11 protein-coding genes and 1 pseudogene are annotated in these 13,114 nt (G+C 71.6%); 4 read left to right on the forward strand and 8 right to left on the reverse strand.

Going from position 1 to position 13,114, the window contains the following annotated elements:
- Positions 1-247 precede the first annotated feature (247 nt).
- The 5 genes from ABZ128_RS20630 to ABZ128_RS20650 are packed head-to-tail and all read right to left on the reverse strand — an operon-like array spanning position 248 to position 6,118.
- Entirely contained in the window at positions 248-1,276 is a 1,029-nt protein-coding gene (locus ABZ128_RS20630; RefSeq protein ID WP_356850098.1) for a LacI family DNA-binding transcriptional regulator, read from the reverse strand.
- Positions 1,264-2,883 (reverse strand): glycoside hydrolase family 13 protein, encoded by a 1,620-nt coding sequence (locus ABZ128_RS20635; protein WP_356850100.1) that lies wholly within the window; start codon positions 2,881-2,883, stop codon positions 1,264-1,266. The genes ABZ128_RS20630 and ABZ128_RS20635 overlap by 13 nt, the downstream gene beginning before the upstream one ends.
- Positions 2,884-2,943: 60 nt before the next feature.
- On the reverse strand, positions 2,944-3,801 hold the full coding sequence (locus tag ABZ128_RS20640) for a carbohydrate ABC transporter permease (RefSeq protein WP_356850102.1): 858 nt from the start codon (positions 3,799-3,801) through the stop codon (positions 2,944-2,946).
- Positions 3,798-4,835: a sugar ABC transporter permease gene (locus tag ABZ128_RS20645; protein WP_356850104.1), complete on the reverse strand. Its 1,038-nt coding sequence runs from the start codon at positions 4,833-4,835 to the stop codon at positions 3,798-3,800. The genes ABZ128_RS20640 and ABZ128_RS20645 overlap by 4 nt, the downstream gene beginning before the upstream one ends.
- An 8-nt stretch (positions 4,836-4,843) precedes the next feature.
- Positions 4,844-6,118: an extracellular solute-binding protein gene (locus tag ABZ128_RS20650; RefSeq protein WP_356850106.1), complete on the reverse strand. Its 1,275-nt coding sequence runs from the start codon at positions 6,116-6,118 to the stop codon at positions 4,844-4,846.
- Positions 6,119-6,340: 222 nt separating this feature from the next.
- Here ABZ128_RS20650 and ABZ128_RS20655 point away from each other — a divergent pair, with 222 nt between their 5' ends.
- The 4 genes from ABZ128_RS20655 to ABZ128_RS20670 all read left to right on the forward strand — a co-directional run bounded on the left by ABZ128_RS20655 (position 6,341) and on the right by ABZ128_RS20670 (position 11,069).
- A complete protein-coding gene (locus tag ABZ128_RS20655) occupies positions 6,341-7,960 on the forward strand; it encodes an alpha-amylase family glycosyl hydrolase (RefSeq protein ID WP_356850107.1) in 1,620 nt (539 codons plus the stop codon).
- A gap of 25 nt (positions 7,961-7,985) precedes the next feature.
- Positions 7,986-9,017, forward strand: coding sequence for a LacI family DNA-binding transcriptional regulator (locus tag ABZ128_RS20660; protein ID WP_356850109.1), 1,032 nt, complete (start codon positions 7,986-7,988; stop codon positions 9,015-9,017).
- 105 nt (positions 9,018-9,122) lie between these two features.
- Positions 9,123-10,016: a phosphatase PAP2 family protein gene (locus ABZ128_RS20665; protein ID WP_356850111.1), complete on the forward strand. Its 894-nt coding sequence runs from the start codon at positions 9,123-9,125 to the stop codon at positions 10,014-10,016.
- 156 nt (positions 10,017-10,172) lie between these two features.
- Positions 10,173-11,069 (forward strand): immunity 49 family protein, encoded by an 897-nt coding sequence (locus tag ABZ128_RS20670; protein WP_356850113.1) that lies wholly within the window; start codon positions 10,173-10,175, stop codon positions 11,067-11,069.
- A gap of 165 nt (positions 11,070-11,234) precedes the next feature.
- Here the strand turns inward: ABZ128_RS20670 and ABZ128_RS20675 are convergent, their stop codons facing one another.
- The 3 genes and pseudogenes from ABZ128_RS20675 to ABZ128_RS20685 all read right to left on the reverse strand — a co-directional run.
- On the reverse strand, positions 11,235-12,404 hold the full coding sequence (locus ABZ128_RS20675; RefSeq protein ID WP_356850114.1) for a hypothetical protein: 1,170 nt from the start codon (positions 12,402-12,404) through the stop codon (positions 11,235-11,237).
- Entirely contained in the window at positions 12,401-12,559 is a 159-nt protein-coding gene (locus ABZ128_RS20680) for a DUF397 domain-containing protein (RefSeq protein WP_356850116.1), read from the reverse strand. The genes ABZ128_RS20675 and ABZ128_RS20680 overlap by 4 nt, the downstream gene beginning before the upstream one ends.
- Positions 12,556-12,923: pseudogene (locus ABZ128_RS20685) on the reverse strand (Scr1 family TA system antitoxin-like transcriptional regulator); the annotation flags it as partial. The pseudogene ABZ128_RS20685 and the gene ABZ128_RS20680, both read right to left, overlap by 4 nt.
- Positions 12,924-13,114: the final 191 nt, after the last annotated feature.

Below are 13,114 nucleotides of genomic sequence, written 5' to 3' on the forward strand. Positions count from 1 at the left end.
AGGCCATCGCGAAGCGACGCGAACGAAGAGAGCGCCCTTGACGGCCCGGCACGACACGGAAGGACAGTGGACTGACGGGACGCCCCCGGACCCTCTCCGATGCCGGGTGCGGGTATCCCGCCCCCCGAAGCCCCCGCCCCACCCTCCAACCCGGTCCGGCAGGGGCGGCGGTGTCCCGCGTCCTCTGCCTTCGCCTTCGCAGCCGCCCTGCGGGCGGGTGGGCAGCCGCCGGGTGCGGGTGGGGTGCTCAGGGGGCGGAACCTCCCCCCGGCCCCTCCCCCGTGGACCCCCTCACCACCAGCTCCGGCTGGAAGACGTACTCCGTGCGCTGCACCGGGGTGCCGCCCACCGACTCCAGGAGGGCGCCGACCGCCGCCGTCGCCATGGCGCGGACCGGCTGGCGGACCGTCGTCAGCGGCGGGTCCGTGAACGCGATGAGCGGCGAGTCGTCGAAGCCGACCACCGACACGTCCTGCGGTACGCGCAGCCCCCGTTCGCGGGCCGCGCGGATCACGCCGAGCGCCATGGGGTCGCTCCCGCACACGATGCCCGTGCAGCCGCGGTCCAGCAGGGCACCGCCCGCCGCGTGGCCGCCCTCCACCGTGAACAGGGTGCGCTGGATGAGGCCTTCGGCCTCCGCCTGCGGGACCGCCGCGAGGAAGCCGGCCTCCTTGCGTGCCGAGGGCACGTAGCGCGTCGGCCCGATGGCCAGGCCGATCCGGCGGTGGCCCAGGTCCTCAAGGTGGCGTACGGCCATGTCCGCCGCGGCGCGGTCGTCCGGGGAGATGAACGGGGCGTTCACGTGCTCGTTGAAGCCGTTGATCATCACGAACGGCACCCCGCGCGCGGCGAGGCGCTGGTAGCGCGCGGGGTCGGCCGCCGCGTCCGCGTGCAGCCCGGACAGGAAGACGATGCCGGTGACGCCCCGCTCCTCCAGCTGCTCCACCAGTTCGTCCTCGGTGGCCCCGCCGGGCGTCTGCGTGCACAGCACCGGCGTGTAGCCGTGCCCGGCCAGCGCCTGCTCTATGACCTGCGCGAACGCGGGGAAGATCGGGTTGGTCAGTTCGGGGATCAGCAGTCCGACCAGACCGTTGCTGCGGCGGCGCAGCCGCACGGGCCGTTCGTAGCCGAGCAGGTCCATGGCGGCCAGCACCTTGTGCCGGGTGCCGGCCGCCACGCCTGCCTTGCCGTTGAGCACACGGCTGACGGTCGCCTCGCTGACCTGGGCCTGCGCGGCGATGTCCGTCAGCCGGAGCGGGGAGGTCACCCCTGCCACCACACCGCCGTGTCGGCGGGCAGCGTGTCCGGGTCGGCCGGGTCCGTGCTGGCCAGCAGGACGGTGCCGGGCGCCGTCATCCGCACCGGCTCGCCGGTGGTGTTGACGGTGCACACGAAGTCCCCGCGGCGGAAGGCCAGTACGCCGGCCGGGGCCTCCAGCCACTCCACCGCGTCGCCCGCCCCCAGGGCGCCGTGCTCGCGGCGGATCCGCAGCGCCGCCCGGTACAGCTCCAGGGTCGAGCCCGGGTTCCCGGTCTGGGCGGCGACGCTCAGCCCCGCCCACTCGGCCGGCTGCGGCAGCCAGCTGCCGCCCGTCCCGAAGCCGTACGGGGCCTCGTCGCCGGACCAGGGGATCGGCACGCGGCAGCCGTCGCGCAGCCCGTCCTGGCCGTTCTCCTTGAAGAACGACGGGTCCTGGCGGACCTCGTCGGGCAGGTCGACGACCTCCGGCAGGCCGAGTTCCTCGCCCTGGTAGACGTACGCCGAGCCGGGCAGCGCCAGCATCAGCAGGGCTGCGGCGCGGGCCCGGGCGAGGCCCTGTGCGCCGCCGCCGTAGCGGGTGACGTGCCGTACCACGTCGTGGTTGGACAGCACCCACGTCGTCGGAGCCCCGACGGGGCGCATCGCGTCGAGCGAGTCGTCGATGGCGGAGCGCAGCGCGTCCGCGTCCCAGCCGGTGTTGAGGTAGTGGAAGTTGAAGGCCTGGTGCAGCTCGTCGGGGCGCAGGTAGAGCGCGGTGCGCTCGGCCGTCGGCGTCCAGGCCTCGGCGACGCCAATGCGGTCGCCGGCGTATTCGTCGAGGACCGTGCGCCAGGAGCGGTAGATCTCGTGGACGCCGTCCTGGTCGAAGAAGGGCAGCACCTGGTTGCCGAGGAGCTTCAGCTGCTCGTCGTGGCCGAGGTCGGGCAGGCCGGGGGCCTTGACCAGGCCGTGGGCGACGTCGATGCGGAAGCCGTCGGCGCCGAGGTCGAGCCAGAAGCGCAGGATGGAGCGGAACTCGTCCTGGACCGCGGGGTGTTCCCAGTTGAAGTCGGGCTGCTCGGGGGCGAACAGGTGCAGGTACCACTCGCCGTCGGCGACGCGGGTCCAGGCGGGGCCTCCGAAGATCGACTCCCAGTCGTTCGGGGGCAGTTCGCCGTTCTCGCCGCGTCCGGCCCGGAAGTGGAAGCGTTCGCGCAGCGGGCTGCCGGGGCCTTCGCGCAGTGCCTGCTTGAACCATTCGTGCTGGTCGGAGCAGTGGTTGGGGACCAGGTCCACGATGATCCGCAGGCCCAGTGCGTGCGCTTCGCGGATGACGGCGTCGGCGTCGTGCAGGGTGCCGAACATGGGGTCGATGGCGCGGTAGTCGGCGACGTCGTAGCCCGCGTCGGCCTGCGGGGAGGCGTAGAAGGGGCTGAGCCAGACGGCGTCGACGCCGAGGTCCTTGAGGTAGGGCAGGCGGCTGCGGATGCCTTCGAGGTCCCCCATGCCGTCCCCGTTGGAGTCGGCGAAGCTGCGCGGATAGACCTGGTAGATCACCGCTTCTCTCCACCAGCCGGGCCGCGTGCCGGTCGTGGTGGGGAGGTCACTGTCCGAAGCCAGTGCGTCGGCGAGGTGCTGGGTCATGTCGTCCTTGTGAGATCGGGCCGGGGGTGTGTGGGGGCGGGCGGGGGCTGGCCGGGGTGGTCAGCCCTTGGTCGCGCCTGCCGTCATCCCGGCGACGAGGTGACGCTGGGCGAAGAGGAAGAAGAAGGCGGCGGGGATGGCGATGAGGACGGAAGCGGCGCTCATCGCACCCCAGTTGGAGGTGTACTGCGTGACGAAGGTCTGCAGGCCGCCGGCGAGGGTGAGGTGTTCGTCGCCGACCATGAAGGCGGAGGCGTACGCGACTTCGCCCCAGGCGGTGATGAAGGAGTAGAAGCCGGTGACGGCCAGGCCGGGCTTGGCCAGCGGGAGGATGAGGCGCCAGAAGGTGCCGAAGGGGTTGAGCCCGTCGACGCGGCCGGATTCGTCGATCTCGACCGGGATGGTGTCGAAGAAGCCCTTCATCATCCAGGCGCAGAACGGCACCGCGATGGTGAGGTACGTGATGATCAGGCCGATCGGCTGGTTGAGCAGCCCCAGCTGTCCCATGAGGTTGTACAGCGGGACGATGAGGATGGCCATGGGGAACATCTGCGTGATGAGCAGGGTCCACATCAGCGGCTTCATGCCGGGGAACTTGAACCGGCTGACCGCGTAGCCGGTGGTGGCGGCGATGAACACACCGAGGACGGTGGTGACGCCGGCCACGAGCACGGAGTTGCCGAACCAGGTGAGGAAGGAGGTCGACTCCAGCAGGTACCGGTAGTTGTCGAGGGTGGGTTCCTTCACGAAGTCCGTGGAGATGGCGTGCTTCGCGGGCTTGATGGAGGTCAGCAGGACCCACAGCACCGGGAAGACGGCGATCACGGACGCGACGATCAGGGTGGCGTGCAGGCCGGCGGAGGCGAGCGGCGAGCGCTGCCCCCTGGTGCGCGGGGTACGCGGGGTCGTCACGGTCACCACACCTCTCCCTGCTTGCGCAGCGAGCGCCGGTAGACCAGCGCGAAGATCATGAGCAGGGCGAGGATGAGCACGCCCCAGGTGGCGGAGCCGGCGAAGTCGCGCGGGCTGGCCACGAAGGCCTCGCGGAAGGCCTGGGTCACGAGGATTTCGGTGGAGTCGCCCGGTCCGCCCCGCGTCAGCAGGAAGATCACCGGGAACATGTTGAAGGTCCAGATGGTGGAGAGCAGGATCACGGTCATGCTGACCGCGCGCAGCCCGGGCAGGGTGATGTGCCGGAACCGCTGCCAGGCCGTGGCGCCGTCCATCTCGGCGGCCTCGTAGAGCTCCCCGGGGATGGACTGCAGCCCGCCGAGCAGGGCGACCATCATGAAGGGGATGCCGAGCCAGACGTTGACGGCGACGACGGAGAACTTCGCCCAGGTGGGGTCGTCGAGCCACGGGATCGCGGAGATGCCGCCACCGTCGAGGATCTTGTTGAGGATGCCGCTGTCGCGGTTGAAGAGGAACCGCCAGGCGAAGACGGAGACGAAGCCGGGGACGGCCCAGGGCAGGATGAGCGCCATCCGGTAGGCGGCGCGGCCCCGGAAGTCCCGGTTGAGCATGTTGGCCAGGGCCAGTCCGAGCGTGAAGGTGATCGACACGCACAGGACGGTCCAGGCGATCGTCCAGGCCAGCCGCTGGAGGAAGACCGGGTCGCCGAGGACGGCCGCGTAGTTGTCGAGCCCGACGAAGTGGTACGTCGCGTCGATGTGGCGGACGCCGATGGTGCGGGCGACGTTGCGCTCGTTGGCGTCGGTCAGCGACAGGTAGATGCCGCGGACGAGCGGCCAGCCGATGATCACGCCGAGGACGAGCACCACCGGGGCGACCATGGCCCAGGCGTACCAGTGGGTGGCGAGGGCGCGCCTCAGTCCACCGCGGTTCCCGCTGTTCGCGCTGTCAGTCCTGCGGCTCCGGCCGCGGGCGGCGACGGTGTCCTTCCCGTCGCTGCCCGCGGCCTTCGCCACCGACTGGCTGGTGTCAGCAGCCATCGTTTTGTTTACTTCCAGCCCTTGAGGATCTTGCGGAACTCGACGCCGGCCGCCTTGGCCGCGTCCTCCGGGCTCGACGCCCCGGTGATCGCCTTGGTGTACTCGACCTTCAGCGGCTCGAAGAGGGAGCCGTTCTCGGGGATCCAGGCACGCTCGACGGCCTTGTCCACGGCCGGCTTGAAGAACTGGACCATCTCGCTGGACTTGACGTCGGGCTGCTCGTAGGCGGCGGTCCGCGTCGGCAGCAGGCTCAGCTCCTTGGCGGACTGGACCTGCACCTCCTGGGAGGTCATGTACTCGACGAAGGCGTGCGACGCGGCGCGGTTCTTGGAACCGGCGAAGACGGCGAGGTCGTGGCCGCCCTGCGGGGAGCCGGCCTTGACCGAACCGGCCGGGACGGCGGCGATGCCGAGGTTCGCCTTGTCCTTGAACTGCTCGCCGGCGTAGGTGTCGGCGACGGCCCACGGACCGTTGATCATCATCGCGGCTTCGCCGGTCTTGAAGGCGGTCTGCATGTTGACGTAGCCGTCGGTGGCGTTGGTGATCGCGGCGCCGGAGGCGACCAGGTCGCGGGCGGTCTTGAACGCCTTGACGCCGGCCGGGCTGTCGACGGTGACCGCCTTGTTCTTCGCGTCGACGAGGTCGCCGCCCTCGCCGTAGATGAGGGGCAGGAACCAGTAGGAGTCGTCGCCGCGCAGGTAGAGGCCGGCCTTGCCGGACTTGGCCTTGATGGCGGCGGAGGCGGTCTTCAGCTCCTCCAGCGTCTTCGGGGGCTGGACGCCGGCGTCGGCGAGCATCTTCTTGTTGTAGAAGAGGCCGAGGGTGTCGATGACCTGCGGCACGGCGTAGGTCTTGCCCTCGAACTTGCCGCTGGCCGCGGCCTGCGGCAGGAACTCGGCGTCGACCTTCTTGACGGTCTCGGCGGGGACCTCGTCGAGGTAGCCGAGCGAGGCGAAGTCGGCCACCCAGCCGACGTCGGCGCGGATCACGTCGGGGGCCTCGGAGCCGCTGCTGAAGGCGTTCTTGACCTTGTTCTGCGCGTCGCCGTACGGGACGTTGACGTACTTGACCGTCACCTTCGGGTGCTTCGCGGTGAACGCCTCGGCGATCTTCTGGAAGCTGGCCTTCTCGGCGTCGTTCGAGGTGTCCCAGTAGGTCACCGTGCCGGAGAGCTCCCCGCCGGCCTTGGTCTCGCCACCGTCGTCCTTGGTGCCACCGCCGCAAGCCGTCGCCGCGAGCGCCAGGGTCGCGACCAGCGCGGTGGCCGCTATGCCACGCCGCATATGAACTCCTTCGATGATCCCGGCCGCTCCCTCGCGGTCCCGAGTTGCCGAGAACGTAACAAGCCCGAAAGCTGTCCGAAAGAGCTTGCGGCAATTTTCTGCAAGCGGAGGGGATCGTTACATCCGCGTGTCCGTACGGTGGCCGCAGCTTGCTGTTAGTTCGAACCACCTTCGGGTGACCAGGCCCGCAACCACGGGGCGTGTGGCGGCGTTGACCCCGATATGACCCATGAGCTGACCGCACCCCGGCTTGCAAGCGCTTCCAGCAAGACCGCCGCAAGCGCCGGCTGGTGGCGCGATGCCGTCATCTACCAGGTGTACGTACGGTCCTTCGCGGACAGCGACGGCGACGGCGTGGGCGACCTGCGCGGGGTGCGCTCGCGCCTGCCGCACCTGGCCCGGCTCGGGGTCGACGCCGTGTGGCTCACGCCCTTCTACGTCTCCCCCCAGGCGGACGGCGGCTACGACGTGGCCGACTACCGGGCCGTCGACCCGCTCTTCGGGGACCTCTCCGACGCCGACGAGCTGGTCCGCGCCGCCCACGCGCTGGACTTGCGGATCATCGTGGACGTGGTCCCCAACCACACCTCCGACCAGCACCCCTGGTTCCGGCAGGCCCTCACCGACCCCGCCGCCCGGGGCCGCTACCACTTCCGCCCCGGCCGCGGCCCGGGCGGGGCCCTGCCGCCCAACGACTGGGAGTCCGTCTTCGGCGGCCCCGCCTGGACCCGGACCGCCGACGGCGCCTGGTACCTGCACCTCTTCGCCCCCCAGCAGCCGGACCTGAACTGGGAGCACCCCGAGGTCGCCGAGGAGTTCGCGTCCGTCCTGCGCTTCTGGCTCGACCTCGGCGTCGACGGCTTCCGCATCGACGTCGCCCACGGCATGGTCAAGGCGCCCGGCCTGCCCGACATCGGGCACGGGGCCCAGGCCACCCTGATCGGCACCGAGCCGCTCCCCTTCTTCGACCAGGACGGGGTCCACGAGATCCACCGCGCCTGGCGGCAGCTGCTCGACTCCTACGAGGGGCCGCGCATCGGCGTCGCCGAGGCCTGGGCGCCCAGCTCCGAGCGGCTGGCCCTGTACGTGCGCTCCGACGAGATGCACCAGGCGTTCAACTTCCGCTTCCTGAACTGCCCGTGGGACACCGCCGCGATGCGCACCGTGATCGACGAGTCGCTGAGCGCGACCGCCTCGGTCGGCGCGACCACCACCTGGGTGCTGTCCAACCACGACGTCGTCCGGCACGTCACCCGCTACGGCGGCGGCCGGCAGGGGCTGGCCCGGGCCCGGGCCGCGGCGCTGCTGATGCTCGCCCTGCCCGGGTCGGCGTACCTCTACCAGGGCGAGGAGCTCGGCCTGCCGGAGGTGGCGGACCTGCCCGACGCCGTCCGCCAGGATCCGGCCTTCCGCCGCACCGCCGGGCAGGACGGACTGCGCGACGGCTGCCGCATCCCGCTGCCCTGGTCCGGCGAGGAGCCCCCGTACGGCTTCGGCCCGGCCGGCGCCTGGCTCCCGCAGCCCCGGGACTGGGCGGCGCTGAGCGTCGCCGCGCAGACCGGTGACCCGCACTCCACCCTGGAGCTGTACCGGGCCGCGCTGGAGCTGCGCCGGGCGCTGCCGGGTCTCGGCTCACCGGACGCGGGCCCGCTGACCTGGCTGCCCTCCCCGGAAGGGATGCTGCTGTTCACCCGGCCCGGCTTCGCGTGCAGCCTCAACAGCCGCTCCGAGCCGGTCGAAACGGCCTCGCCGGGGCGGCCCGTGCTCTCCAGCGCGCCCGTGGAGACCGACGGGCGCACCGTCCTTCTTCCCCCCGATTCGTGCACCTGGTGGGCTTTGTAGCGTGCGACCGGTACAGTCCAATCCCGTGACCGCACGGCTAGCCGACATCGCAGCCCAGGCGGGGGTCAGCGAAGCCACAGTCAGCCGGGTGCTCAACGGCAAGCCCGGTGTGGCCGCGGGCACCCGCGAATCCGTGCTGGCCGCGCTCGACGTGCTCGGCTACGAGCGGCCCGTGAAACTGCGCCAGCGCAGCGCGGGCCTCGTCGGCCTGATAACGCCCGAGCTGGACAATCCGATCTTCCCGGCGCTTGCCCAGGTCATCGGGCAGGCCCTGACCCGGCAGGGGTACACGCCGGTCCTGGCCACGCAGACGCCCGGCGGGTCCACCGAGGACGAGCTGACCGAGATGCTCGTCGACCGCGGCGTCTCCGGCATCATCTTCGTCTCCGGGCTGCACGCCGACACGACGGCCGACATGGGCCGCTACGACCAACTGCGCGCGCAGGGCGTCCCGTACGTCCTCATCAACGGGTTCTCCGACAAGGTGCAGGCGCCCTTCGTCTCCCCCGACGACCGGGCCGCGATGCACCTGGCGGTGACCCACCTGACGGCGCTGGGGCACAGCCGGATCGGTCTCGCCGTCGGGCCGAAGCGGTTCGTGCCCGTGCTGCGCAAGATCGAGGGCTTCCGGCTCGCGATGAAGGAGCGGCTCGGACTCGACGGGGCCGAGGCGGAGGAGCTGATCCAGCACTCCCTCTACTCCCTGGAGGGCGGGCAGGCCGCCGCGGCCGCGCTCATCGCGCGGGGCTGCACGGCCATCGTGTGCGCGAGCGACATGATGGCGCTCGGCGCCATCCGGGCGGCCCGCCAGCAGGGGCTGCGGGTGCCGCAGGACGTCTCGGTCGTCGGCTTCGACGACTCCCCCCTCATAGCGTTCACCGATCCGCCGCTGACCACCATCCGGCAGCCGGTGCAGGCCATGGGGCAGGCCGCGGTGCGCACGCTGCTGGAGGAGATCGGCGGTACGCCGGCCCCGCACAGCGAGTTCGTCTTCCTGCCGGAGCTGGTGGTCCGCGGGTCCACCGCTTCGGGACCGCGGCAGCGCCGGGGAGCGTAGGGGGGACGTGGGGGATCCCCTCGTCCGCAGGGCTGAGCGAGCTGCGCTCAAGACCGTCCAGAGGGATGATCGGAGGCAGGAAGCCATCTGGCAGACTCTCTCCCCATGGGTGAAGCGAGCGTGAAGGCACTGGAAACCCGGACGGATGTCTCGTCACCCAACGTGACCGAGAGGGATACCCGCCCGGAGGGCCGACATACCCTGCTCACCCGGCTCCGCGCCCCGCGCCGGCCCCGGATCTGGTTCGAGATCCTGCTCATCGGGGTCAGCTACTGGACGTACTCGCTGATCCGCAACGCGGTGCCCGAGCAGAAGACGGCCGCCCTCGCGAACGCCGACTGGATCTGGCGGGTCGAGCACTCCCTCGGCATCGCCGTGGAACAGTCCGTCAACCACGCCGTGAATTCGGTGACGTGGCTGGTCGTGGGGATGAACTACTACTACGCCACGCTGCATTTCGTCGTGACGGTGGGCGTCCTGGTGTGGATCTACCGCTTCCATCCCGGGCGCTACGCGGCCACCCGGCTGATCCTGTTCGCCACGACGGGCGTTGCCCTGGTCGGCTACTACTGCTTTCCGCTCGCCCCGCCGCGGCTGATGAACGGACAGCACTTCGTCGACACGGTGCTGGTCCACCACACCTGGGGCTCCATGGCCTCCGGCAACCTCAAACACATGTCGAACCAGTACGCGGCCATGCCCTCCATGCACATAGGGTGGTCGCTCTGGTGCGGGCTGACGATCTTCGCGGTCGCCTCGGCCCCCTGGGCCCGGATCCTGGGCCTGCTCTACCCGGCCGCGACCCTCGTGGTGATCGTCGCCACCGCCAACCACTTCTGGCTGGACGCGGTGGGCGGCATGCTCTGCCTGGCCTTCGGCTACTCCCTCTCGCGCGCCTGGTACGGATCGCTGCCGCACCGGCTGCCGCGCCGCCCCGTGTACGCGGGCCCGCATCCGGCGACGGCGGCCGTGCTGAACCGCTTCCGCGGCGACCGCTGACCGGTCCGGCGCCGCGGCCGGCAGGCCCGTCCCGCTCCCCCGCACGTAACCCGCCACCCCGTTCGGACCGCAGCCCGGCCGCGCCCTCCGGGGGCGGTGTCAGTGGGCGTTGTCAGCGTGCGCGTCGCAAGGTGGAACGATCAAGGAGGCGGCGGCGTGCAGGACGTGATGCGGCACGAGGTCAGCGGGCACCGGTTGTCCCAGGCACTGGACGACGTCACCGGACGGGTCTACGACCACTGGCACGGGCTGCGGTACGGGGGGCTGCTGTCCCTGAAGGGGCTCCGCGAGACCCGCGACGACCTCCTCGACCACGTCGGCGCGCAGACGCAGGCCGACCCCGCGCTGAGCGGAGCCGTCGTACGCCGTGCGCTGCGGACGGCCGCCGAATGCGCGCTCGGGGAGCTCTCTCTCGGCTGCTTCCCCGACGGCGACTTCGAGGTGCCGTTCCCGCTGCTCGATGAGGAGCTCAGCAGCATGGACATCTCCTTCGGTGACGCCGTCGACCAGGCGCCCACCGCCCGGACCTGGCTGGACGCCTTCGCGTTGTGCGTCGTCAGCGGGGCGGTGCGGGAGGGGGACCGCGTCATCGGGCTGCTGCTGCGCAATGACTTCGCGCCCGCCCTCCACGACGGCGTGCCCTACTCGCCGCTCGACTCGCACTCCGACCCGGCCGAGCTCGCCGAGATGGACGCGCTGTGCCTCTACCTCACCCGGGCGGCTGGGCACCTGCCGCGGGACTGGCCGGACGCGACCCTGTGCAAGCCGGACGCCGCCGAGCGCGCGGAGGCAGCCCGCCGGCTGGACGGCCTCGGCGTGCTCACGCCGGACCAACGGCTGCTGCGCGTCCTGCTCGACGACTACCAGCCCGCCTTCGAACGCGCCCTGGCCGGGAACCTCGCCGGCCTCCGCGAGGGCGCACACGCCGACGCGGCCCCCCGCACCTTGTTCCCGGCCGGCACGATCGCCGTGGCCGCGCTCGCCGTCCAGGTCCACGGCTGGCGGCTCGGCGTCACCTCCGCCTACCTCCCGCAGAGCCTGCTGCACGCCTGATGGCTTCGCCAGGCGGCCGCCCGACATCGTGAGCCGGATCGGGGCCTCGGCCAGCTCGTCCGGGGCGGCGTCTCTCCACCCGCCGGGCGAGGCCGAGCCCGGCGGGGAAGACGGCGGGTAAGGGGGCGACGAGGACGGTCGCCGAGGCCCTGACGGCCGTCGAGGTCAGCGGGGGCGTGCTGCGCGCGCCTCCCGCCACCTCTGCAGCAGTCCTGGCCGGGCGGCGGGCACGAGCTCCGGTACGGGGGCGGCGGGCCCGCTCCGACCCATCTGCGCCAAGGCCTCGGTCAGGGTGCGGACATAGGACTCGTCGGCCAGGATCCGCGTGCTTTCCCAGGGGTAGGTGAGACGCTCCGCCGACGCCAGGATCCGGCGCAGCAGGGGCGCCGCCGCAGCGGCCGGGGCGCCGATCGCGCCGAGACGGCGGACGGCTTCCCGGGTCGGCAGGGCGGGCAGGCCCGTCCACTGCGGGTCCACCTCCGCCAGCAGCACCGGTACGGCAGGTTCCGGGTCCCCGGTGATCCGCCAGTACGCGTGCGCCGCGGCGACCCGGGTCCACGCTCCGGGCGATTCCGTCAAGCCGCGGACGGTGCCCGCGTGCGCGGCGGCCAGCGGGCCGAGATCGGCGAGGAAGGGCAGGCCGTGGCTGCCGGTCCCGGATGCCACGGCCGCGCCGCACACGTCGAGGGCGAGCGCGGGGTCGCCGGTGACCCGCCAGTGCGCCCAGGCGGCCATCCGTGGGTGGAGGCGGCCCGCGAGCTCGTCCCGGCCGGTGGCGTACGCGGCCAGCCGGTCCGCGGCGACGGCGGCCGGGGGGCCGATCCGGCCGAGGACGCGCAGGGCGTCGTAGGCGTACGGAGTCTCCAGGTACCGGACGACGTCGGGCACGGCGGGCGCGGCGGCCGGGCCCCACGCGGCGAGGAGTTCGAGCGTGACGGTGCTCGCGTGGTACTGCTCCGGCTCCTGCCGCAGGCCGGGCAGCACCGCCGGGAGCAGCTCCGCGGCGGGCATCGCGCCCAGGATGCGGCCTCCGGCACGCCCGCTGGGGAGCCGGTTGCGCTTCGCGAGGTCCCGCAGTGCGGGCAGCGCCCGGACGTCGCCCATCCCGGCGAGGGCGAGCGCGAGTTCCTCGACGCGCCCGAGCCGCTTGTCGAGGGCCTCGGCGATCCGATCCGCGTGCGCCGAAACGGCGGGGCCGGCCTGGGCCACCGCCCGGGCGGCGTCCCAACTGTCGGGCACGTGATCGCAGACGGCCGTGACGACGACCTCCCAGCACCGCGGATCCGGCCGCCGGTAGCGGACCACGGCCTTGACGGCCGAACCCAGTGTTCTCACGCGGTGGCGTGAGTGACGAAGCCGGTCCAAGCGGCCGGGGTGAGCGTCAGCCTGTCACCGTCGGCGACCTTGGAGTCTCGTACGAGGACCGTGCCGTGGCTGCTCTTTACCCAGTCCAGTGCGGAAAGGACGCCGACCGAGGGCTTGATGCTCATCTCTCTCCCAGCACTTTCTCGATGAGGGACCTCGACTCCCGCGGGCTGAGGGCCTGTGAACGGATGATGCCACAACGGAGTTCGAGGATCTGATGTCCTTGGCGTCGGTGACCATGCGGCTCATCAGTTGAGCAGGTGCTCCAGCTGCCTGCGGAGCACATCCCGTCCGCCGATCGGTGGCTCCAACGTGACCTGCTCCAACACGAAGGAGAGCGAAGGCGACGGCTGCCGGTGGAACATCTCCTGGCGCGCCATGCGGACGGTTACAGAGATCCCGGACCTTCTTGGGGTAGCGCGCCTTTTCGACGTCCACCTTCATCGCGGTGATCGTTCCGCCCGCACCGAGAACCTCGTCCGCCTTGTCCGGGAACTCCGCGTGAATCAGGAAATCCGTTTTGGCCGGATCGAGGTTTACGCGACCCGGTGGGCCAATATCCGGAACCGCCCGACGCTTAAAGAAAAACAACCGGGGGAAATGACCTCTCCCCACCTCCCCCCTCCCCCTCTCACCCGGACGGGTGAATCACCCCAACCCGGCTGGCGCATATGCCAATT

The sequence above is a fragment of the Streptomyces sp. NPDC006326 genome, assembly GCF_040612915.1.
GTDB lineage: Bacteria > Actinomycetota > Actinomycetes > Streptomycetales > Streptomycetaceae > Streptomyces.